We start from the raw sequence: 22,364 nt of genomic DNA, 5'->3' as shown, positions 1-22,364 counted from the left end.
TCACCTTCGAGCTGCTTCTCTTTGTCTGAAATTCTGAAATCACTAATGTGAAAATCACCCTTGCGCTAGCTAAACAGAGACTTCACCCACAGCACTAAACTGTCCCATAACTTCCCAATCCACGAGCCCTCTTCCACCGCTTGGTTACTTACCAATGGATAGCTCGCCACGGTTTTATCGTCACTCTTCCACACGACTTTACCAACCACATCCCCTTTTGCGATGGGTGCAATCAGCGGCTCATTCACGACGACACTCTTGTCTAAACCAGCGGTTAAAGAACGAGGCAGCGTCAGGTACGCATCCTGGGCAAAACCCAAATCAATCTCACTCACATCGCCTTTCCAGACTTTTGCACTCGCCTGAACTTCTCCCTGTTTTGCCACTTGTTTGGTGTCATAAAAGCGGAAGCCATAACTGAGCAGGTTCTTAGACTGACTAATGCGTGACTGTTTGCTTGGCGTTCCCATCACTACCGAGATAAGTCGCATCTTTCCTTGCTTAGCAGAACTGACCAAACTGTACCCTGCATTGCTGGTGTAGCCCGTTTTACCGCCATCGACATCCATTGATTTGTCCCACAACAGTTTATTGCGGTTGTATTGGGTGATCTTGTTCCACTTAAATACCTTCTCACTATAAAGCGCATAGACTTCAGGCACGTCATTGATGATGGATTGCATCAGCTTTGCCATATCTGTTGGTGAGGTTTGAATGCCCTCGCTATCTAGTCCATGCGAGTTAACGAAGTAGGTATCTTGCAAATCAAGTTTGTCAGCCCAGCCATTCATCAACGCCACAAATGCACCTTCACTACCGGCAACGTGTTCAGCGAGCGCGACACATGCATCGTTACCCGATTGAATAATCACGCCACGCATTAAGTTTGCTACGGTAATCTCATCTTTTGGCTTAATGAACATTTTAGAAGAGTCAGGAAATTTAGCTGACCACGCGTTTTCACTCACCGTCACAGTATCGTCCCAATTGAGTCGCCCTGCTTTAATTTCTTGCCCCACCACATAAGCCGTCATTAGCTTGGTCAAACTAGCAGGCGCTAACCCGGCTCGCGCGTTTTGCTCAGCAATAATAGCGCCGGATTGAAAATCCATTAGTACGTAACCTTTCGCCTGCAATTGAGGTGGATTCGGCGTCACCACCGCCAAAGCGGACGAGCTAATGAGCTGTAGTAATAAATAAGCGAGCGTGATTCGGGTTAGTGACGTGTTCATCAAGCATCCTCCATGGTCAATGACCGCCAAATGTCTCGTTTCATAAAAACGGTAAGACAGTGATGTCTAAACTGCACCTATCAGATCATAGTTCACTCAGTGCATACCAACACGGAAAGATCGAAGAGTTTCTGTTTTGAGTGCCATTACTTGCCTTTCAGGCTTCAAAAATCGAGTTCTTACAACAAATCTATTGTTTCTAATAAGGAATTCGATATCGTAAAGCGACTATAAACAAGGACAGACCATAACAATGAACGCTCAATCATTTATCGACGCAGGACTGCATTACACACCCCACTCGTTCACCGTGCCACTGGATTACCAAGATCTAAGCAAAGGCACGATCAACGTCTTCGCTCGCTCCGTTTGTTTAGTCGGCGATGAAGACTCCGACAAACCGTGGTTAGTGTATTTTCAAGGCGGTCCGGGCTTCCCTTCTCCTCGTCCAAACGGAAACAACGGTTGGATCAAACGCGCGCTGAGTGAGTATCGTGTACTGCTGCTCGACCAACGCGGCACTGGCAACAGCAGCGTGATCAATCACCAGACGCTTGCGCACCTCACGCCGAAGCAACAAGCGGACTACTTAAGCCACTTCCGCGCAGACAACATTGTTCGCGATGCGGAATTTATCCGTGAACAATTTGGTGTTGAGAAGTGGGCGATTTTGGGTCAGAGCTTCGGTGGCTTCTGCTCACTAACCTACCTATCGCTATTCCCGAACAGCCTGCTGAAAAGCTACATTACGGGTGGTGTGCCTTCGGTTTCTCGCCATGCGGATGATGTGTATCACGCAACCTTTAAGCGCACGATGGAGAAGAACCAAGCCTTCTTCCAGCAATTCCCACAAGCGCAGCAACTGTGCCAAAACATTGCCAATCACTTGTTGGAGCACGAAGAGTTTCTGCCAAATGGTCAGCGTTTTACTGTCGAACAGTTCCAACAAATTGGGATTAACTTTGGTGTCAGTGACACCTTCTTGCCAACTTACTACTGGCTAGAAAGTGCCTTGATTGAAGTGAACGGTAAGCCTCAGCTTCGTTATGAATTCCTCAACGACATGCTGGCGCAGCAAAACTTCCAGACCAATCCAATTTACGCGATTTTGCACGAGTCGATTTACTGCCAAGGGTTTGCTTCTCAATGGAGCGCTCACCGAGTGCGCCAAGAGCATGATGCGTTCAATTACGAACAAGGTAAGCCGTTATACTTCACTGGAGAAATGGTCTTCCCGTGGATGTTCGAGCAATACGTAAACTTAAAACCATTGAAAGAAGCTGCGGACTTACTAGCAGAGAAAGCCGATTGGACGCCGTTATACGATGCGCAGCAACTGGCAAACAATAAGGTGCCTGTGAGCTGTGCGGTCTATGCCGACGATATGTTTGTAGAAATGGACATTAGCCGTGAAACGCTCGCTGCAATGCCGAACTCAAAAGCGTGGATCACCAACGAATATGAGCATAACGGTCTTCGTGCAGATGGTGAGCGCATTCTCGACAAGTTAATTGCGATGGGTAAACAAACTGCGGTAACTTTGAAATAAACCATCAATATTAAAATATACAAAGCTATTCTGTAATTTGCATAAATAGAAACGCCTCTTTATCACCAGATAGAGAGGCGTTTTTGACTCAGTATCAAATATTAATAAATACAATTACATAAACCAAGTGAATGCATCTTGATGCATTTTATTTCTTATTGTAACATCCCGCTTTTATTAAATTAGTTGGTTATAAAAATGACAAAGTTTACAGAATATAAAGTGGTTCACATTGTTGAAGGTGGCTGCGGCACAATTCTACTAGGTGCAAGTGGCTTGCCTGTGCAAAAGATGGAAGCAGAACTGAACAAGTACGCACAAGATGGTTGGCAAGTTGTATTCCAAGTAGTGGAACAAAAACGCTTTATGCTATTTTGGAAACGTGAGGCTGTAATTATCACTCTCGGCCGATAAGTTTGCTTAAATATATCTCATTGAAATTGATCCATCGCTACCAGGCTAGCGGTGGTTCAAAGCAGTTATTGAATATTGAATGTAATTTTGAGCCCTCTTGCTCAGAGTACACCAAACAATGTATTGCTAAGTATGGGGCAATAAAAGGTTGGAAACTTGGTTTGGCAAGAATTAAGCGGTGTAACCAACCTGACCTCATTGAAAAAATATATGACGAGGTACCGTAATGCGCTTATTTGAGCCAATTGAAAAGCTAGAGAAACAGGAAGAATTACTGAGAAGTCAGGTAAACTCATTACCTGAACATCAAAAAAAAGAATTCTATGAACGCCAGTCTAAACGTCTCAAGGACCCCGATACCTATGCAACATTAAACTGGTTCTTTCTTGGCGGTTTTCACCATTGCTACCTAGGTAAATATGCTTTATTTGCTTTAGAGCTAATATTGTTAATCGTAAGTATCGTTGGCTTTGTTCTTGGTCATCCTAGTGCGTTCCTTATCCTCGCGTTACTCGTTATCTATGAATTACCACAATTGTTTTTTTCACAGAAAATAGCAAGACAGCACAATTATCAGTTGTCTTGTGAAATCTTCAATGATGTACGAAGAAGCTAGATGATTAAACGATATAGCACTCCCCAACGTTTGGTATTTTCAGTTTAAGGTTGGGGAGCGTGTCTCGCAACATAATGTGGCGCTAGTCTTTGACTCGCTTATTCATCATTTTGGTGATCACGCGGTAGCCCATCTTATGGTAAAAATCTTCACCCTCGTGATTAAATGACGCCACGGTTAAGCCGATCTCTTCAATATCTTGGCTGCACAAATCGCTCTCTATTTTATCCATCAACGACAAACCAATCCCTAAGTTTCGGTGGCTTTCAGACACCACCAATTCATTGATATAACCGACGCGTCTTTCTGGAGAGATAATCGAGTTAACCTCTCGCACGGTGCCAGAAATAAAACCAACCACCTGTCGGTTAGAACAAGCAATAAAAGCCGTGATGCTGCCATCAAAATATTTATCGAAGATGTTACGATCTTCCCTTAACTGCGCCATTTCTTCCGGGGAACGGTAGAAATCTGGCTCAGCATTATAATGAGAAGTGTCGAGTTCGACCAAGAGCGTTTTTAGCAGTGGGACGTCTTCTTCTCTTAGTTTTCTGATATGAAACTGTTGCATGTTGAATTCCTTTGCCAACCGACCTGTATCAAGCACAGGTCTTTGCTTCAACTGATTATCGGATAAGAAGTTTTAGGAATGTGAAGCGAATCAACAGTACAAATTTCGACCATTCATGTCGAGTACGTTTTCAACAGTTTTATGAGTTTTTACTGATAATTTGAACATCCACAAAATTTAAGTGGAAATAAAAATCCCCTTTTCTCAATAAAAGGGGATTAGAGACCTAACTTAGAAAGCAGCGCTTTGCTCAAAAGCGAGTGCCGATTTTAAGCGACTGAAATCACCAATGGGTTCGCCATCAAGCATAAACTGCGGGTAGCTTCTTGCGGTTGGGAATAACTCGAACAAAGTTTCCCGCTCAAACTCCACACCTAACTTGAGCGTTGCCACCTTAAAGCCCTGATTTTGCAACCACATTGCTGCGGTTTCACATTGGGAGCACTGCTCCTTGCTGTACATTTCTATTTTCATCACTCTTCTCTGCTAATCCTTGCCGTTAGAAATCTGCATCAAAACTCAACTGGCGATCTTGAGGTCGTTTGTATTCAGTAACGCGTTTTTCGAAGAAATTGGTCTTTCCTTCCATATCCAATAAGCGCATGTAATCAAATGGGTTTTCAGCACCAAAGATCGGGTTGAAACCAAACAAACCAGCGATAACATCGGCAGTGTGCTCAATGTATTGGCACATCAGCTCGGCATTCATACCAATCAAATCCACTGGTAGGGCTTCAGTAACAAACTCTTTCTCAATTGAAACCGCCTCACGGCAAATTTCTTCAAACTCTTGTTGTGTCACCTTGCCTTGACCTAAGGTTTTGAATAGCAGCGCAGAAAAGCTAAAGTGCAACCCTTCGTCACGAGCAATCAAGTCATTGCTTGCTGCCAAACCAGCCAGCAAACCACGTTTACGGAAGTAGTAGATGGCACAGAAGCTGCCAGCGAAGAACAAGCCTTCCACCAGACCAAAGGCGATCAAACGCATTGCCAACGGTTTATCGGAAGAGATCCACTTCATTACCCACTCCGCCTTACGCTTCACGGTCGGGACGTTTTCAATCGCATTGAACAAGCGTTCACGCTCTTCAACATCGGGAATGTAAGTTTCGAGTTGCAGTGCATAAGTCTCTGCGTGAATGACCTCATTAAATGCCTGCAAAGCAAGGAAGCAGCGCGCTTCTGCGATTTCAATTTCGCCATAGAATCGCGTCAATAAGTTCTCGTTGATCATCCCTTCGCTCTGAGCAAAGAACGCCAACACATGTCGAATGAAGTGCTTTTCGCCTTCGGTCAGCTTGGCAAGATCAGCAAGATCTTGAGCAAAATCGAGTTCTTCTGTGGTCCAGAAAGCCGCTTCGTGAGTTTTGTACGCTTGCCAAATCTCTTCGTATTGAATGGGGAACAAGCTAAATTTGTTTTTAACAATCATACCGTTTCCTTAGTTTCGGTTGATGTGAATCTTTTTAATTGACGAAATCGGTTTATGCGCCGCAGTTTAGGCAATCTTCATCTTCGCTCTGCTGACCAACGGTGACTTTCACCGCATTCGTCGATGGCTTAGAGCGCAAGTAGTACATGCCGGTTTTCAGACCACGTTTCCACGCGTAGAAGTGCATCGCATTGATTTGGGCGAACGTTGGTGATGCGAGCCATAAGTTGAGGCTTTGCGATTGACAAACAAACGGGGCACGCTCTGCCGACATATCAATGATCACTTTCTGAGAGATTTCCCACACGGTGCGATACACGGATTGAAGATCGTCTGGAATGGCATCGATACCTTGTACTGAACCGTTATTGAGAATAATGGCGTCACGGATTTTGCTCGTCCAAAGACCACGCTGTTCCAGATCGCTGACCAGATGTTTGTTGATGATGATGAACTCACCCGACAATGTTTGGCGTTTGTAGATATTGCTGGTTTGCGCTTCAAACGCTTCGTTGTTACCCAAAATTTGCGCTGTCGACGCCGTTGGCATTTGAGCAATCAGTAGCGAGTTACGCACACCGTGCTCTGCGATTTGGCGCTTGAGCTGTGACCAATCCCAGCGGCTGCTTGGTTGTTCATCCCACAGATCAAATTGGAAATGACCATGACTGATTGGTGAGCCGTCATAACTGGAGTACGCGCCTTTTTGCGCCGCGATTTCACAAGACGCTTCAAGGGAGGCGTGATACATGGTTTCCGCGATGTCACGGTTAAGCTGCAATGCTTCTTCGCTATCGAATGGAAGGTGCATTTTGAAGAACACATCCGCCAAACCTTGGATACCCAAACCAACAGGACGATGCGCGTGGTTCGATTTTTCAATCTTATCGGTTGGGTGATAGTTCACATCGATAACGCGGTCGAGGTTCTTAATCGCGACTTTGGTGACTTGATGAAGTTTGTCGAAATCAAACCCCGTGTCTGTAACGAACTTAGGCAGTGCCATAGACGCCAAGTTACAAGCCGCCGTTTCATCTGGCGTCGAGACTTCCATGATCTCTGCGCACAAGTTACTCGACTTAATGGTGCCGAGGTTTTTCTGATTCGACTTTTCATTACACGCGTCTTTGTAGAGCATGTACGGCGTACCCGTCTCGGCCTGTGACTCAATGATTTGCGTCATCAATTGGCGGGCTTTGATGGTCTTCACGCCCAACCCCATACGCTCGTATTCTTGGTACTTCTGAGTAAATTCAGCACCATATAAATCAGACAAGCCCTTGGTATTGTGAGGGCTAAATAGAGTCCATTCCGCGTCGTTTTCAACACGTTCCATGAACAAGTCTGGCACCCATAGAGCAAGGAATAAATCACGAGCTCGGAACTCTTCTTTACCGTGGTTTTTACGTAAATCGAGGAAGGATTCGATATCCGCATGCCAAGGTTCCAGATAAACCGCAAACGAACCCTTTCGCTTACCGCCACCTTGATCCACATAGCGAGCCGTTTCATTGAAGACTTTCAGCATTGGCACGATGCCATTCGACACACCGTTAGTGCCAATAATTGGCGCACCCGTCGCTCGAATATTGTGGATGTGCAACCCAATGCCACCTGCCGATTTAGAAATCAGCGCACAATCTTTGAGGGTATCGTAAATACCGTTAATGGAATCTTCTTGCATCGCTAATAGGAAACACGAAGATAGTTGCTGCATCTTACAGCCAGCATTAAACAACGTTGGCGTAGCGTGGGTGTAGTAACCAAGGCTGAGCAAATTGTATAGCTCTCTAATTTCTGCAAGATTGTCACCCGCGACAGCGACTGCCACGCGCATGAACATATCTTGTGGTCGTTCAACCACCACACCTTTTACTTTCAATAAGTAGGAACGCTCGAGAGTTTTGTAGCCGAAATAATCAAACTGATAGTCGCGTTTGTAGTCAATCATGTCTTCGAGCGCAAACTGATTCTTGGCAACAAAGTCGACGTAAGTATCGGAAAGAATACCGATTTCAGAGAGCTTACGTGTTGCAGTGGCGTATCCACTGGTTTCTTTTTGCAGCGAACTCACCATCACGCGAGCCGCAAGCTTGGCATAATCAGGGTGTTCCGTCGCAAGGCTTGCTGCCGTTTCAGCGAGGAACACATCGATTTCCGTCACCTTAATGCCGTCGTACAAACCGCTTACCACGCGTTGTGCAACCGCAATCGGTTCAACTTTTAGTCCATCAGCCAGCGCTTCGGCTCTTCGAGTCACCTTATCTAGACTGGCTTTCTCTTTCCGTCCATCTCGTTTTATAACGTCCATAATCTATATCTTGTATGTAGTTTAAATATTAAGCACCATATGTACGCAATAGATCTAGATGATAATAGTTATCATTACAAGAAAGTTTTTTAAAAGTTAGAACTGACCATGGAGAGGGTAAGGAAACATATTGACACTGACACCAAGCTCGATAGTAACAGCAATCAGAGGCAAGCACCGCAAACGTGATAAAGTGATGAAGTTTTCCACAAAGCTTTAATTTTCATTAACTTATTTCATTTCTAGAAAAGAACAACAAATGTGATCTGGTTCAAATTTTCATGCCCTTTAATTTCCAATGCTACGCGCTGAAATTTGTTGAAAAAATCGCCGGGGCAACATGACTAAAAATATCCGCATAGTTTGTCCGTATTTCCGACTAAATTACTCAGGTATACTCCGAGCCGCTAAAATTGTTAGGTATCGAGTCGTCGAACCATCGACCTTTTAAAGTAAGGAATAATCATGAGTCAGTATGTTGTCTGCGCCCTGTATAAATTTGTGGAACTGGAAAACTACCAAGAGTTACGCGAGCCATTGCTTGCCCTAATGGAAGCCCACGGTGTACATGGAACGTTGCTACTGGCGAGTGAAGGTATTAACGGTACGGTTGCAGCGAAACGCGAAGGTATTGATACACTGCTTGCATGGCTAAATGCCGAGCCTCGCCTTACTGGTATTGTTTACAAAGAGTCGTACTCAGATACTCAGCCGTTTAACCGCACCAAAGTAAAGCTAAAGAGAGAGATCGTGACATTGGGTGTTGAAGGCATCGATCCTCGCCATGTCGTTGGCACCTACGTGAAGCCGCGAGATTGGAACGAGCTGATTGCTGATCCAGAAGTATTTGTGGTTGATACTCGTAATGACTATGAAATCGAGATCGGAACATTTAAAGGTGCAGTTAACCCAAATACGGACACGTTTCGCGAATTTCCTGACTATGTAAAACAAAACATGGACCCAGAGAAACACAAAAAAGTCGCGATGTTCTGTACTGGTGGCATTCGCTGTGAAAAGTCGACTGCTTACATGAAAGAGCAGGGCTTTGATGAGGTGTACCACTTAGAAGGCGGCATTCTGAAATACCTAGAAGAAGTACCAGAAGAAGAAAGCTTGTGGGAAGGCGACTGCTACGTATTCGACGGTCGCGTTGCGGTGAACCATCAGCTAGAAAAAGCGGACTACGACTTGTGTAACGCTTGCCGATTGCCAATCACAGAAGAAGACAAACAATCAGAACAGTTTGAGCAAGGTGTCAGCTGCCCAAAATGTTTTGGTAAACACAGTGACGAGCAAGTAGCGCGCTTCCGCGAGCGTGAAAAGCAAGTGTCGTTAGCAGCGGTTCGTGGCGAACAACACGTCGGTGGTGAGAGCGCCAAACAACGTGAGCAGCGACGCGCAGAAAAACTGGCAAAGAAAGACGCGCAACGTAAACAAGCGTAATCAATCTGGTGCGAGCTAACAAACCTAGCTCGCACTTCCTCCCCTTTTTATCTAATTTCAATAAAACTGGTTATCTTTCAGCAACACTTCTAGCTCATTAGTACCAATGCTGCTTGGCTGCCCAACCATTTCATCATAGGCACTTTGCTGGCGAAGCATCTGTTTGTTCGCTTTCAAGTTACGACATTGCTTTTGCAACTCTAGTATCGAATGCGCCCTTAAAAACTTCCCTTTATCGTCGGTAACAAAATGCTCCTCTCCGTCGACTAGAACCGAGACTTGATACAATGCGAGATCGAGAGAGTGGATGACAAGCTTGTCGATATAGAAGAATTTTTCCAGTTTACTGAGTGGCATAGACATAAAGCACCTCCTTGCTCCGCGCCTTTACGTCAACCGTAATAAAATCGATCACCGAGTGAGAAATTTGCCTCTCTCATGCGTAGAAATCGGAAAACCAGTGAGGGCTCCGATGCAAACAATCAACTTAGTGTGGCTAAAACGCGACTTACGTCTGACCGATCATGCACCTTTGCAACACGCTCTATCTTCTGAGAATCCAACAGTGCTGCTCTATATTTTTGAGCCCATGCTGTTGGATGACCCACATTACTCCGAACGTCATTGGCGCTTTGTTTGGCAATCACTCCAAGACATGGACGTACAGCTTGCTCAACATGATCAAAAGGTCTCAGTAATGTTTGGCAATGCTCGGGATTGTTTGAGTGCGATTCAAAACCAATTCAACATCAATGCCGTTTTCTCCCATCAAGAAATTGGATTGAATTGTACGTTTGAGCGAGATAAACAAGTATCAGCATGGCTTCAAGCACAAGGCATTTCATGGCATGAGTTTGAACATGGCGCAGTTGTGCGAGGCGCAAAAGACCGATTCGGCTGGGACAAACACTGGGATACCGTTATGCGAGCTCCCATAGAAAAGATTGAACTTGAAAGCGCTTCTCTTATTACCCTCGACATTGACGCGCTAGGTTTCACCTTTACTCCTCCCCCTTCTTGGTTAGAAAAAGTAAAAGGCATGCAAACTGGCGGGAGCTCACTCGCTTGGCAAACCATGGAAGACTTTTTTCAACGTCGGGGACGAGATTATTACCGAAGTATTTCCAACCCGACGGCATCTCGAACAGCCTGTACTCGCCTCTCTCCCTATCTTGCATGGGGGAACATTTCGCTTCGAGAAGTGTACCAATACCTCTTGCAACATTGGCAAGTGACGGGGTTTCGTCGCAGCCTAATTGCGTTGTCTTCAAGGCTTCATTGGCATTGTCATTTTATGCAGAAATTTGAATCTGAATGTGAGATGGAATTTCGCTGTGTGAACCAAGCCTATGAACCTTTGCTTCGCCAAGCGAGCAACAACGACCCAATCCGACTAAAGGCTTGGAAGGAGGGAACCACCGGCATACCTCTCGTCGATGCCTGTATGCACTGCCTTCATCACACCGGATACATCAACTTTCGCATGCGTGCGATGTTAGTGAGCTTTTTAACTCATCATATGAACATGGATTGGCGCGATGGCATAACTCACCTAGCACAGCTCTTTCTCGACTTTGAGCCGGGCATCCATTATCCACAATTTCAAATGCAGGCTGGAGTAACGGGCACCAATACCATCCGTATCTACAATCCGACGAAACAAGCACAAGAACACGATGCCGATGGTGAATTCATTCATAAATGGATCCCGGAGCTCGCCAAGGTACCTTCCCCACTGTTGTTTGAGCCTTGGAAAATGACCGCAATGGAAGTCGTGATGTACCAGTTAGAACCGGACTCAAAATACCTCGCCCCAATAGTCGATTTAGAAGCGAGTGCGAAAGCAGCAAGAGAACGCTTATGGGCTTGGCGAAAACGTGCCGACGTAAAAATGGAAGGTACACGCATTTTATCTCAGCACGTCCGCCCTTCTAATAAAAAGAAAGCCAGTTGATCGCCTAGAAAAAGGCATGCGTAAAAACTGTCACTACATACTCGATAGACACAACGACTGGCGTCAATATTTAGATATGAATAACGTAACTCTTTCAAAACACGACATTAAGGCAATGGAACAACGTAAGCGAACTCGCCTCGTCAATTCATTAGCAGGCTACAAAAGCGCAAATCTGGTCGGGACAAGAGACAGGCAAGGACAAGAGAACCTTGCTATCGTAAGCTCTGTGATCCATTTAGGCTCACATCCGCCACTGTTCGGCTTTATTGTCCGTCCACGCAAGAGTCGCCGCCATACGCTAGAAAACATCCTCGATACCAAGCACTTCACCATCAATGCCATCGGCGTCGATTTCGTGCAAAAAGCGCATCAGACCTCCGCCCGCTATCCAAAGCAAATATCCGAGTTCGAGGCAGTTGGACTCACACCGTATTACGATGATGCGTTTCCTGCGCCATTTGTTCTGGAGAGCAATCTCAAAATGGGGTTAGTGTTGAGAGAGCACATCAAAATTGAAAGCAATCAAACAGAGATGTTGATTGGTGAAGTGTTGGTGGTGCATGCACCTGAAAGAGCCATCATGCCCGATGGCTACTTAGATCTAGAGCTACTCGACTTAGTGACCATTTCAGGGCTGGATAGCTACCACGTCACGCAACGCCTACATCGGTTAAGTTATGCCAAACCAGACACTCGCCTATTCCCCCTAACGAGAGAGGGAGAGCCTTCATCTTGGGGAGCGCTTGAAGTTGATATGGACTAAATTATTTAGGCCTCAAAAGCTAAATACAAAAATGGCAGTTTTCTCTGTCCAACCCGTGCTCACCAGCTCGGTTAGTCAAATGGTTGCGTCCAGCTTCAAGCCCCATTTCATAGCCTTCTAGCAATACCGATTGTCGCATTGATAAGCGCTGCACACTGAATTCATCCGGTGGCGCGATGACTCGAATACTGGTGCCTCTCGGCGGATTACGAATGAACTCTAAAGACTCATTATAGTTTTGCGAACGATGCATCATCGCTTCTGCCATTTGGGGATGTTCAGCAAACAGCTTTTTCATCAACCACGTTGTTTTGACTGGCTTCTTTTCATATGCCAATGGATGAGAAAGGATAACCGTGATATCCCGAGCACCACGACGATGGGCTTCACGCACAGGAATAGAATCCGCCACGCCACCATCTGTGTAACAACCACCGGAAAAACATGGCGTGTGTTTGTAAGCAATAGGCAGTGCAGTCGTCGCTTCCATCGCATTGTGGAAGTTATGACGATTGACACGATAATAGTCTGCCTTGCCTGTATTAACGTTAGTTGTCGTTGCTAGAAAAGGGATTCCGTCAAACAGCTTTGCTTCATCAACTGGGTACAAACGATTTGACTCTTCAAACAGCCATTTTACGTCAATCAAGTCCCCTCCTTTCAAAAAACGAGTGGGATCAAAAAAGCGTTTGCTGGTTGCTAACTTGGTGATCACATTGATACTACGGTGCGGATAGTCCGTGAGATATCCGATTAAGTTTGATGCCCCTGCAGAGACGCCAATCGCAAAATCAAATGGTTTGTAGTCCTGTTCTAAGAATGCGTCTAGTACACCACTAGCAAAAACTCCACGCATTGCTCCGCCTTCAACGACTATTGCTTTTGTTGCCATGTTTCCCCCAATAAATACCCGAAAAAGACTACTGAAATTCGTGCTACAACAACAATTGGTTATTCTTATTATTGAAATAGAGGAAGTCTATGTATATCTGATACTGATTATGAAAACTTAATATGCAAAACCTTCTGGGAGCTTTGATTACGATGGGCAAAGTAACAGATAACTCCAGCTTCCTACGGGCGTAATGACGCGATCTAACTAAGCTGTTTGACGATGCTATTTCTTTACCAAATGACACACCAGTGACAATCCCTAAGCATCTCGAGGTAGCCTAGGTACAATTCAATACCCTCAACGATAAAAATGGTCCAACTTCAAGCAAGCCAACTAAGGTTAATAACATAAGTCAACCTCGTTAAAATCCAGTTAACATTCAAGACCAAGACTCTTACATTCTCTAAATGTCCAATTCAGATCATAATTACGGGATAAAGTTCTAATATTTGACATTTCATTTTATACCGCCATAAACAGCCGTATGCGGATCACTCTTTCCCAATAATCCGTGTGTATCATTCCGAATCAATCACTATTAGTAATGCCGACAAGGTACATATAACGATTATCGCTATCAGTCTTGGTAAAAATAGAGCTAAGACCAGCGTAAAGCATTAGAGTTAAATCTAATATAACTGAAAGTAATATATAAAGATAATTTAGCCAACAAAGCATTTATAAATATTATTGAATATATCTATTCACGAGAATACCACACCAGTAAATCTAATCGTGGATAATTCAATTCTAACATCATATGAATACTTTTCTGGCACTAGGAAAGCCTAACAAAGGCCGCTAATGAGTTACTTATTATGGAAACTAACTGCAAAAGTCATTACTTGGCGTCCAGACTAAAATCGGGAACACATATTGAGTTTAGCGTTTTTAATGTTTTACCTAACGTCCTCATGCTTCGGGGAGAAAACGTTTGTGTCCAATGGTCACTAAACCGCGTTGGAGTTGAGATTTCCGATTACGACAAGATGATCAAAATTGGCTTTCATTATATGCATGATGAACTGGGAGATTGTCAGTACTTCTTCTTTGACAAGGGAGAGAAGAGCGCACTGTTTAACTTTTTCAAAAGTCTGGGATTAGTCCGTATAGAGGAAAATCAAGTCGATTAGGTTCTTCGAATCTCTATCACCCAGATCTTACAACTCAACTTTTATTTATAACTATTCCCATCGCCAAAAATTACTGGGAATGGTCAATAGTTTGTTCTTGTCATTAAAAGGAACTTAAGGGCTGTTAGAAACTAAAAATAACTAAAAAAATTCATGTATTAAACATCAGAAAGATTAAACATTAATAATTACGAGACTTAAAATGAATCTATCACTCAGAGGGAAAATAGCACTTGCCTCTATTGCTATATCCGCGACACTATCGGCATCAATAATTGGATTAAGCACATCCAAAATGACATCTCTAACCGAGAAGGAAATCAAGACAAAAATAGTATCTGTAGCTGAAGTTACTGATAAGTTAGTGGCAAAGTGGGTCGATTCAAAAATCTCCGTACTTAATGGTGTCGATATTAAAGGTGACTTTAAACAAGCCGGAGATCAGGCAATAAAGTCCGCAGACTTAAAAGATGTTTTTTATGGTGAGAGCAACGGCCATTATCGTGGGGCCGCACTAAACGAAGATGAGATGCCAGAAGATGGGTTCGATCCGAGAACAAGGCCTTGGTATAAAGGGGCAATGACAAGTGGTAAAACCATCATAACGAGCCCTTATCTTGATGATGACACTAACAAAATGGCCATTGCTATCGCTAAACCTATTACTGGCCCAACGGGGCTTGATGCCGTAATAAGTGTCGAGCTATTCGTTGAAGAGTTCTCTAAAGAAATTTCGGAAATAACGGTTGGTGATGAAGCGAACATTTACTTAGTAGATAAAAGCAACGCCACGTTTATCGCGCACTCCAAAGGTGAGTTCTTATACAAACCAACCACCGAATACACCAAAGAATTCACCACCAGCAAACTGACTGACTTCGAGTCTGATCGAAAAATCCATCATGTGAACGTTGGCGGGGAAACAAAATTGGTGTACTTCATGCCAATACAGTCGACAAACTGGATCATTGCTGTTGAATTAGATGAGGCCACCGAAATGGCGTCGCTTCACGCCATTATTTTACAAAATGTCCTGTTATCTATCGTGCTGATTTTCGCTTCAGCCCTATTTATTATTTGGTTATCGAAAGTATTACTAAAAGATTTGCATACTGTCTCAGATGCTCTTGGGGAAATTGCTGATGGTGACGGCGATCTAACGCAACGTATTGATATCAAAAATCACGACGAGATCGGTGCCCTAGCGGAAAACTTCAATAAGTTCGTAGGAAACATGCACGGCATAGTCACTCGATTGAGTTCGGTATCCACGAACCTGAACATCCAGGCTCATGACATGAATACTCAATCCGGTGAGAGAAGGATTCTAATTCAGAACCAACAGGGTGAAGTGAATATGGTCGCAACCGCGATTCATGAAATGGCTAGCGCGACACAGGAAATCGCGAAGAACGCCGAAGGCACAGCCAACGCATCCGATAATGCCGTTGCTAAATGTAAAGACGGCGAGTCTCAAGTGGTACGAACCCAAGAATCCATCAACGAATTGGCGAACGAAGTTCAATCCGCAACAGAGATCATTCTCAAGCTAGAAGATCACGGAAATGCGATTAACGCCGTTCTCGCAACCATTCAAGATATTGCTGAGCAAACCAATTTACTGGCGTTAAACGCAGCAATTGAGGCTGCTCGAGCGGGCGACGCTGGTCGAGGATTCGCTGTAGTGGCAGATGAAGTAAGAATATTGAGCCAGAACACGCACAAGTCGACCAAAGAAATTCAAGAAACCATCGAGACGTTAAGAACAACGACAGCGGATGCGGTTGGCATTATGGAGACAAGTAGAGAGCTTGCGTCGAAAAGCGTGAGTGAAGCAGAGTCTGCGGCTTACAACCTAAGTAAAATAAACCAAGTCGTTGTCGAGATTAGTGATATGGCATCTCAGATTGCTACAGCCGCTGAAGAGCAAGCATCTGTGACCGATGAAATTACCAAAAACACGGAGATGATCCGAGATGCGGCAGATGATTTATCGGAAAAAGCCGTGATTGCGGAAGAGCAGTCTGTCGCACTATCTGGGTTATCAGGTGACCTGAACAAAGAAATAGGTAGCTTTAAGCTATAAGCACTCATCCACCGCTCCCTTTTCAGTTTGATTTCAATCACTCAGATAAAGCAGAACACCCCTCATAAAAATGCCCGGCTTAACTCACTAGCCGGGCATACTTGAAGAAAAGGCTCTATGCAAAAACCGTTTTATAAGCGACTGCAGCGCCATCAATAAACATCTGAGTTCCGATGACCGCCAAAATCAACCCCATCATTTTAGTGATAACGTTAAGTGCACTTGGCCCAACGGCTTTCACTAACTTGTCGCCAAATAAGAACAGCACATAAGTGATCACACAAAGGATGGCAAACGAAGCGATGGTAATGATGGTCTCCGTCATGCCACCAGCGGTAGCAAAGTTCATAGCCGTAGCGAGCGTACCTGGGCCCGCTAAGATTGGCATCGCCAATGGGGAAACGGCAATACTCAGAGCCGCTTGTTCTTGCTCAGGTGAATAAGCTTTTTCTTTTGTCTTTTTGTGTGTCGATTCACCTTGCAGCATGTGAAAACCAATTAGAAATACTAAGATGCCGCCAGTAATGCGCAGGGCGTATAGCGTAATCCCAAACAGATCGAATATGACTTTGCCAGCAACGGCAAACACAGCGACGATAACAAAGGCGATAAAGACAGATCGAAACGCAATTGAACGAACCGTTTGTTTATCTTCATCTGCCGTTAGGCTCAGAAAGATAGGAATATTGGCGATCGGGTTCATGATGGCAAAGAAGCCCATAAACACTGTGACCGTATGAAGTATCAGCTCTTTCATGTTCTCCACACTTGGTAAGCTATTGATTATTAAAAATCAGTATATACCTTACTTTATAAATAACGTCACTTTATGTTCAGTTTGCTCGATAGAACTTTGTCAATTTTGCCCTTTGGCACAGTTTGTAGCACGTACAGGTTTACGCTCCCCGCAAATACCATTATGGTGAAGTTTCAACCAACTAAAGGCAGCCCAAGGAAGTTAGCACATCATGAACAGCACGATTGAAACCATACTCGGTCATCGCTCCATTCGAAAGTTCTCCTCAGATCCGATTACGAATGAACAACGACAAACCATTCTTCAAGCGGGCTTAGCCGCATCTTCTTCAAGTATGTTGCAGGTTGTATCCGTCATCCGAGTTACAGATATCGAAAAACGTAAACTGCTGGCCCAGTACGCCGGCAACCAACCTTATGTAGAAAGCGCCGCTGAGTTCTTGGTATTTTGTATTGACTACCAACGCCATATGACAATCAACCCAGAGGTTCAAGCAGACTTTGCAGAGCTCACTCTGATAGGTGCTGTAGATGCTGGTATCATGGCACAAAACTGCTTGTTGGCGGCAGAATCAATGGGGTTAGGTGGTGTGTATATTGGCGGCCTAAGAAACAGCGCAGCCCAAGTTGATGAATTGCTTGGTTTACCACAAAACACGGCCATTTTATTTGGTATGTGTTTAGGTCATCCAGATCAAAACCCAGAAGTAAAACCTCGCTTACCAGCTGATGTCATCGTACATGAAAACCAGTACCAGCCGCTAAATCTTGAAGATATCCAAACGTATGATCAAACCATGCAAGACTATTATACGAGCCGCTCAAGCAATCAAAAACAAAGCACCTGGTCACAAGAAGTCACTAGTAAGCTCGCGGGAGAATCTCGCCCTCATATTCTGCCTTACTTAAACCACAAAGGCTTAGCAAAGCGTTGAATTATCCCCTATTTCTGTACCAGGTGATTTTGACTTCAAGTTAAGGTGTGACTTAGCGTCACACCTTTATAAATAGCTCAATCTTTTCAGTGACATCGGCAACACACGTCTTTATTCTCAACTAAATATGTAATTAGTTGTAGTGCAAGTATTATGTCAGTTGCTTTAGATACCCAATCTCTGGTCGTGGAATACGACCCTCAATCTCTTGAATCTTTACGCCAAGCCCTAAGACACTATCGAGAAGCCCTCCTGCAAGAAAATGCCTTTGATAACTATCATTGTCATGTTCGCTTCCAAGTAAATAACGGGTGTGACGATCAAATTGGTTCATTACTTGAAAATAAAATTGCTCAAGAAGTGTTTGCTTACGTTGGCTACTCGTACAAAAGCGATATTCAACCAACTCAGTTATTAAACAGCACCTATTTAACCAGTGAAGGCGCGTTTTTTCTTCGAGCATGTCAACATCAAGCACTAGAGTCTGAATTAGAGGAAACGGCTAAATTGATTTGCCACCTCGCGAGACAATTTAATGACTCTAGTGAGATGTGGGTATCTGAAGAACAAGTATTTGGGTTGTTACCACTTTTGATTGTAGGGCTCACCTTCCCTCGCCTGGCTTTTTATCTTGGCGGTTACACCATCCCATATTGGGACAGTGAGCACGCTCCCCACGGTGAGTTTGCATTGGGGGTTCTTACAAACCATTTGGGTTATACCCACGATACACTGAAAGCATTTTGCTACTGTGATAACAGTGCTGCTCGAGGATACATGTTTGATGATTCTAAACATGAGAGTGCAAGCAACCTAACGACTCGTAGCCAGATCACTGGATTACTTAAGATCTTCCGCGAAAAGCCACACGAGTTCGAAGTATTTCGATCTTTAATGAAGCAGCGCTTTGCTGATCAAGACTACCTACAATATACAGATGACTCTCGCTACTATGTTGAACGCCCAGTAGACCGATTCATCTATTCCATCATGTCGCCCATTCATGGCATTGATATCGATGATCATGAAGTAGATTACCACGCGGTGATGATGAGCAACTTTATTGACTCATCAGCAGAACAAGCAGCGGTGGCACTTACCAGTGAGATCGAAGCATATCTGGGTCGTCCAATTGTTCCACCCAAAGTCATCGAAAATGAAGACGACTACTACCGTGATCACTACTATTATCGAGGCACTGGTATTGCGCAATGGAAGTCATTCATTACCGAAGGTTTTAATGAAGGGAAAACAATTTGGCATTACATCGAGAGTGGGGAAGATGCACAAGTCCTAGATGTGATTGAACCGTGTAACATTCAAATCGCTGCGAGAAAAGGTAACTTCGATATCTCCGAGAAATTCGAATATTACCTCGGCCGCTATGACTCTTATCACGAAGAGATGATGACCATTGTTGGTGACATCCTATACGATTGGCACAATGAAGACTTGGATGACGCAGCGATAGCGGAAAACAATCAAAAGATCTTGCGCTTGTTTGACGTATTACATTGTTGGAACAACAAAGCGTCTTTTCATGCCGATGTGGCTCATGGGCTTGTCCACGACTTTGAGCTCATAAGTGATGAGGATTTCACCCAACGTTATAACGGTGATTGGAAGGCGCAATTTCTAAACTATGTCAAAGAATGTGGTGCATACCGAGACAATATTCGCCAGAAAGAGACCCAGCTTGCCCATGAGTTATTTAACAAACATCGTGAAGAGGCAACGGATCTTCTCGAACAATTGGCTGACGCGTTTGATGAAGAGTTTAGCTTAGCCAGTCAACTGGCCTTCTGTGCTGGCATGCTTTACCACGATAAAAAGCACGGTATCAACGACAGGGCAACAGAAGCGTTTGAGGACAAACTTGCCTCAAGCCTAAAGTCAGAGCTTCTTCTCGCTTTGAGTGAAAACAGTCGATTCCATTGTATTGAGACTGCCGAGAAACGTTGGCGATACGTTCCTCTCACAGAGGAAGAGGAATCCCAAGCAAAACAAGATTGGAAGATCGTCGATGCATTTCTAAGCAATGAAAGCGATGATTTCGATGTCACGCTAAAATCTTTTAAAGGCAATATCGAACAACTCAGTGACAGCAGACAAATCAACAAAAATCAGCCTTACTATGAGTTTCTGCGTGACTTTGACGACAAAGCCCAAAAGCTATTAGTTGCAGCTCATGTTTGGGGCTCACTTCAAAATACTCCTGAGCAAATCTATTGCCATCGCTTACTTTTACTCTGGTTGACATCAGCTCCGGCGAAAGTCACTCGCATGCTGTCTTATTTTTATTGCGATCGTTATGGAGAGTTAAGCGATCAATCACACTCATTTGTCGATGGCTTAGAATACCATTCAGAGATCGATAAATTGACTGGGCGCTTGGAATTACTATTGTCTCAAATCGATCGTAGGGACGATGATGAAATCAGTTTGATGGACATGTATTTCGATCAGTTCGAAGCGCAGCAACAAACAGAACAAAACAAACAGCTCGTTCGATCAGCACTAAAAAAACTCCGTCCGGATGCTGAGCTGCGCTTCTTCGAGCTGCTGGAGCAACGAAGACCAAATATCAAAACCAGTTACTACGATGAAGCGATCTTAGACTCTATTCGCTACACCGTAAGTGAACAAATGGGACGTCGTAACCCTAATGGTTACGCCATCACCAAAGAGCAATACAAAACAGTAGAGTGGATCACTGCTCAGATCGCCCAAACGACATTGCTCAACTCAGAGCAGTTACAAAAATTACTGGATACACTAAAAACTAACTTCATCAGTGATTTTGATACCAGTTACGGAATTCCTGGTATTGATGAACTGTATTGGAAAGCCTCACCACACATCCAAGATAATCTCTTGCGATTATTTGCTCTTAATCCTAGTCTGGGATTGAAGCAACTTGAGAGTGAACGTGATCTCCCTCTGCCAGACTTGTTTCAACAACTGTATGAACGTGATGCGCAACTGATCGTCTTACTCAAGTATGCAATTAAGCAGCATTGGGTCAGTGCGATGCCTTGGTTTACCAAGCAAACCGATCTAAAGCGCTATACAGATCAGTTGGAGATAAGCCAACTACTTAAGCTGATTGAGTTGGTCGCTAACCTCCCAGAGTTCACAACACTCATCAGTGAATATGCGCAGCACCCATCGTTGAAAGTCCAGCAGCTTGTAGCAGATATACAGGCTGGAAAATATCGTCATGCTGCGCTTTCTCCTTTTGAGTTGCTCGATTGGGGCATTTACCATATTCCAGAAGATGATGACCCAAGCGAATTAATAAAACAAACCACCCTAGTCCGTGCGGAAGATCAACGTTGTTTCGGGCTTCGTATCGGCTATTTCCCAGAAGATGATGACGAGGACGGTTATGAACCCGAAGTCGCCCTAACAGTTCGCATCGATCACCCATACAGAGCTTCAATTGGAGGTTACTCACATGAATATGAGTCTTCGATTCAGCTGAATCACTCCAACTGTTTGACTTGGAACCTAGGCGAAAAAAGTTCTAACTCTACCGGCGTCTATCGATATCGAATTTATCATCCAAATGGCGACTTGCTTGCGGACAAAGTGTTCCATGTCGTCGATGATAGCCCTAGGCAAATGGCGCTACTGGAAGAAGCTCAACAAAAAGCACCATTTGAAAGCTCTCATATTGGTTCGATCTGCCTTAATCAGGGGCTTCTCGATTTTGTGGATGCGAAAACGAAGCCGTACGGAATGATCTTTGGTTGTAAGTTGCCAGAAAAGCCGATGCCCGTTCACTGTCATACAAAAGACAACCAATTGGAAATCGCTGAAATACACGTCACTCCTGCCGAGCCGACACAGTGGTTCTATGCTTCAAACCCAACCTACGCTTTTATGGAACAGCGCGTGAAAAGCCGAGTGCTTCTCGTTGGCAGTACAAACACCATAACCGAGACTCAATCAAAAAAATCGCTATGGAAAAATGCGGTCAAACAGAGCTCCCCCGTAGTACTCATTCAACCAGATGAAACAAAAGCCAACAATGTTGCAGCAATTTATCTCGATAAGTGTGGAGCGAAGGTGTTTTATGGTTTTGATGAGAAAGACAACTTATGTCGTATCGCGGTAACGAACGTTAAATATGGTTTGGCTCGGCGCTTCTTCATCCGTGTCATGAACCGTATTGCGAAAAAGATAATGAAAGATGGTGGCGAGTTTATGCCTCATTAAAAAAGCAAGCCCCGCGCGCATCGCGGGGCTTTCTTGATATGGTTTGT

18 protein-coding genes are annotated in these 22,364 nt (G+C 44.3%); 10 read left to right on the top strand and 8 right to left on the bottom strand.

Annotated elements, in window-relative coordinates; genetic code table 11:
• Positions 1 to 65 precede the first annotated feature (65 nt).
• Positions 66 to 1,232 carry a D-alanyl-D-alanine carboxypeptidase family protein gene (locus KIV41_RS18715; RefSeq protein ID WP_285337388.1) on the bottom strand — a complete coding sequence of 389 codons (1,167 nt, stop codon included), beginning with the start codon at positions 1,230 to 1,232 and terminating at the stop codon, positions 66 to 68.
• Positions 1,233 to 1,485: 253 nt separating this feature from the next.
• Between KIV41_RS18715 and KIV41_RS18710 the strand changes: the two genes are divergently transcribed.
• The 4 genes from KIV41_RS18710 to KIV41_RS18695 all read left to right on the top strand — a co-directional run bounded on the left by KIV41_RS18710 (position 1,486) and on the right by KIV41_RS18695 (position 3,811).
• Positions 1,486 to 2,781 (top strand): alpha/beta fold hydrolase, encoded by a 1,296-nt coding sequence (locus KIV41_RS18710; RefSeq protein ID WP_285337387.1) that lies wholly within the window; start codon positions 1,486 to 1,488, stop codon positions 2,779 to 2,781.
• Positions 2,782 to 2,979: 198 nt separating this feature from the next.
• On the top strand, positions 2,980 to 3,195 hold the full coding sequence (locus tag KIV41_RS18705) for a DUF4177 domain-containing protein (protein ID WP_005447484.1): 216 nt from the start codon (positions 2,980 to 2,982) through the stop codon (positions 3,193 to 3,195).
• Positions 3,196 to 3,197: 2 nt separating this feature from the next.
• A complete protein-coding gene (gene yidD / locus KIV41_RS18700) occupies positions 3,198 to 3,422 on the top strand; it encodes a membrane protein insertion efficiency factor YidD (protein WP_306309809.1) in 225 nt (74 codons plus the stop codon).
• Positions 3,422 to 3,811 (top strand): hypothetical protein, encoded by a 390-nt coding sequence (locus KIV41_RS18695; protein WP_252043180.1) that lies wholly within the window; start codon positions 3,422 to 3,424, stop codon positions 3,809 to 3,811. Before yidD ends, KIV41_RS18695 begins: the two co-directional genes overlap by 1 nt.
• Positions 3,812 to 3,893: 82 nt before the next feature.
• On the opposite strand, the gene KIV41_RS18690 is transcribed toward KIV41_RS18695, so the two are convergent.
• From KIV41_RS18690 to KIV41_RS18675, 4 genes are all read right to left on the bottom strand, one after another.
• Positions 3,894 to 4,382 (bottom strand): GNAT family N-acetyltransferase, encoded by a 489-nt coding sequence (locus KIV41_RS18690; protein ID WP_285337384.1) that lies wholly within the window; start codon positions 4,380 to 4,382, stop codon positions 3,894 to 3,896.
• Positions 4,383 to 4,613: 231 nt separating this feature from the next.
• On the bottom strand, positions 4,614 to 4,856 hold the full coding sequence (locus KIV41_RS18685) for a glutaredoxin domain-containing protein (protein WP_172461350.1): 243 nt from the start codon (positions 4,854 to 4,856) through the stop codon (positions 4,614 to 4,616).
• A 25-nt stretch (positions 4,857 to 4,881) separates the two neighbouring features.
• On the bottom strand, positions 4,882 to 5,814 hold the full coding sequence (locus tag KIV41_RS18680) for a ribonucleotide-diphosphate reductase subunit beta (RefSeq protein WP_005447479.1): 933 nt from the start codon (positions 5,812 to 5,814) through the stop codon (positions 4,882 to 4,884).
• A 52-nt stretch (positions 5,815 to 5,866) separates the two neighbouring features.
• A complete protein-coding gene (locus KIV41_RS18675; RefSeq protein WP_285337381.1) occupies positions 5,867 to 8,125 on the bottom strand; it encodes a ribonucleoside-diphosphate reductase subunit alpha in 2,259 nt (752 codons plus the stop codon).
• A gap of 465 nt (positions 8,126 to 8,590) precedes the next feature.
• On the opposite strand from KIV41_RS18675, the gene KIV41_RS18670 reads away from it, so the two are divergent.
• Entirely contained in the window at positions 8,591 to 9,571 is a 981-nt protein-coding gene (locus KIV41_RS18670) for a rhodanese-related sulfurtransferase (protein ID WP_285337379.1), read from the top strand.
• 57 nt (positions 9,572 to 9,628) lie between these two features.
• Here the strand turns inward: KIV41_RS18670 and KIV41_RS18665 are convergent, their stop codons facing one another.
• Positions 9,629 to 9,934, bottom strand: a complete 306-nt coding sequence (locus KIV41_RS18665) for a DUF6482 family protein (RefSeq protein ID WP_285337377.1) — start codon at positions 9,932 to 9,934, stop codon at positions 9,629 to 9,631.
• Between the two features lie 109 nt (positions 9,935 to 10,043).
• On the opposite strand from KIV41_RS18665, the gene KIV41_RS18660 reads away from it, so the two are divergent.
• Positions 10,044 to 11,525 (top strand): deoxyribodipyrimidine photo-lyase, encoded by a 1,482-nt coding sequence (locus tag KIV41_RS18660; RefSeq protein ID WP_285337376.1) that lies wholly within the window; start codon positions 10,044 to 10,046, stop codon positions 11,523 to 11,525.
• 76 nt (positions 11,526 to 11,601) lie between these two features.
• Positions 11,602 to 12,291 carry a flavin reductase family protein gene (locus KIV41_RS18655; RefSeq protein ID WP_285337399.1) on the top strand — a complete coding sequence of 230 codons (690 nt, stop codon included), beginning with the start codon at positions 11,602 to 11,604 and terminating at the stop codon, positions 12,289 to 12,291.
• A 19-nt stretch (positions 12,292 to 12,310) separates the two neighbouring features.
• Here KIV41_RS18655 and KIV41_RS18650 read toward each other — a convergent pair whose 3' ends face one another.
• A complete protein-coding gene (locus tag KIV41_RS18650) occupies positions 12,311 to 13,183 on the bottom strand; it encodes a patatin family protein (protein WP_045390735.1) in 873 nt (290 codons plus the stop codon).
• A 1,338-nt stretch (positions 13,184 to 14,521) separates the two neighbouring features.
• Between KIV41_RS18650 and KIV41_RS18645 the strand changes: the two genes are divergently transcribed.
• The gene (locus KIV41_RS18645) at positions 14,522 to 16,405 is read left to right on the top strand and encodes a methyl-accepting chemotaxis protein (protein WP_285337374.1); all 1,884 of its coding nucleotides are present in this window, start codon (positions 14,522 to 14,524) and stop codon (positions 16,403 to 16,405) included.
• Positions 16,406 to 16,520: 115 nt separating this feature from the next.
• Here KIV41_RS18645 and KIV41_RS18640 read toward each other — a convergent pair whose 3' ends face one another.
• Entirely contained in the window at positions 16,521 to 17,162 is a 642-nt protein-coding gene (locus tag KIV41_RS18640; protein ID WP_010450672.1) for a MarC family protein, read from the bottom strand.
• 211 nt (positions 17,163 to 17,373) lie between these two features.
• Here KIV41_RS18640 and nfsA point away from each other — a divergent pair, with 211 nt between their 5' ends.
• A complete protein-coding gene (gene nfsA / locus KIV41_RS18635) occupies positions 17,374 to 18,096 on the top strand; it encodes an oxygen-insensitive NADPH nitroreductase (protein WP_285337372.1) in 723 nt (240 codons plus the stop codon).
• 153 nt (positions 18,097 to 18,249) lie between these two features.
• Positions 18,250 to 22,317: a hypothetical protein gene (locus KIV41_RS18630; protein WP_285337370.1), complete on the top strand. Its 4,068-nt coding sequence runs from the start codon at positions 18,250 to 18,252 to the stop codon at positions 22,315 to 22,317.
• Positions 22,318 to 22,364 lie beyond the last annotated feature (47 nt).

This window comes from Vibrio sp. D401a (genome assembly GCF_030248515.1).
In the GTDB taxonomy this organism is placed as follows: domain Bacteria; phylum Pseudomonadota; class Gammaproteobacteria; order Enterobacterales; family Vibrionaceae; genus Vibrio; species Vibrio rotiferianus.
This window is presented reverse-complemented; position numbering and strand designations above follow the sequence as displayed.

Coding starts and splice junctions, on each gene's coding strand:
- KIV41_RS18655 (WP_285337399.1), top strand. CDS start 11,602: ATGAATAACGTAACTCTTTCAAAACACGACATTAAGGCAATGGAACAA.
- KIV41_RS18685 (WP_172461350.1), bottom strand. CDS start 4,856: ATGAAAATAGAAATGTACAGCAAGGAGCAGTGCTCCCAATGTGAAACC.
- KIV41_RS18715 (WP_285337388.1), bottom strand. CDS start 1,232: ATGAACACGTCACTAACCCGAATCACGCTCGCTTATTTATTACTACAG.
- KIV41_RS18665 (WP_285337377.1), bottom strand. CDS start 9,934: ATGTCTATGCCACTCAGTAAACTGGAAAAATTCTTCTATATCGACAAG.
- KIV41_RS18675 (WP_285337381.1), bottom strand. CDS start 8,125: ATGGACGTTATAAAACGAGATGGACGGAAAGAGAAAGCCAGTCTAGAT.
- KIV41_RS18670 (WP_285337379.1), top strand. CDS start 8,591: ATGAGTCAGTATGTTGTCTGCGCCCTGTATAAATTTGTGGAACTGGAA.
- KIV41_RS18690 (WP_285337384.1), bottom strand. CDS start 4,382: ATGCAACAGTTTCATATCAGAAAACTAAGAGAAGAAGACGTCCCACTG.
- KIV41_RS18660 (WP_285337376.1), top strand. CDS start 10,044: ATGCAAACAATCAACTTAGTGTGGCTAAAACGCGACTTACGTCTGACC.
- nfsA (WP_285337372.1), top strand. CDS start 17,374: ATGAACAGCACGATTGAAACCATACTCGGTCATCGCTCCATTCGAAAG.
- KIV41_RS18705 (WP_005447484.1), top strand. CDS start 2,980: ATGACAAAGTTTACAGAATATAAAGTGGTTCACATTGTTGAAGGTGGC.
- KIV41_RS18695 (WP_252043180.1), top strand. CDS start 3,422: ATGCGCTTATTTGAGCCAATTGAAAAGCTAGAGAAACAGGAAGAATTA.
- KIV41_RS18710 (WP_285337387.1), top strand. CDS start 1,486: ATGAACGCTCAATCATTTATCGACGCAGGACTGCATTACACACCCCAC.
- KIV41_RS18640 (WP_010450672.1), bottom strand. CDS start 17,162: ATGAAAGAGCTGATACTTCATACGGTCACAGTGTTTATGGGCTTCTTT.
- KIV41_RS18630 (WP_285337370.1), top strand. CDS start 18,250: ATGTCAGTTGCTTTAGATACCCAATCTCTGGTCGTGGAATACGACCCT.
- KIV41_RS18680 (WP_005447479.1), bottom strand. CDS start 5,814: ATGATTGTTAAAAACAAATTTAGCTTGTTCCCCATTCAATACGAAGAG.
- KIV41_RS18650 (WP_045390735.1), bottom strand. CDS start 13,183: ATGGCAACAAAAGCAATAGTCGTTGAAGGCGGAGCAATGCGTGGAGTT.
- KIV41_RS18645 (WP_285337374.1), top strand. CDS start 14,522: ATGAATCTATCACTCAGAGGGAAAATAGCACTTGCCTCTATTGCTATA.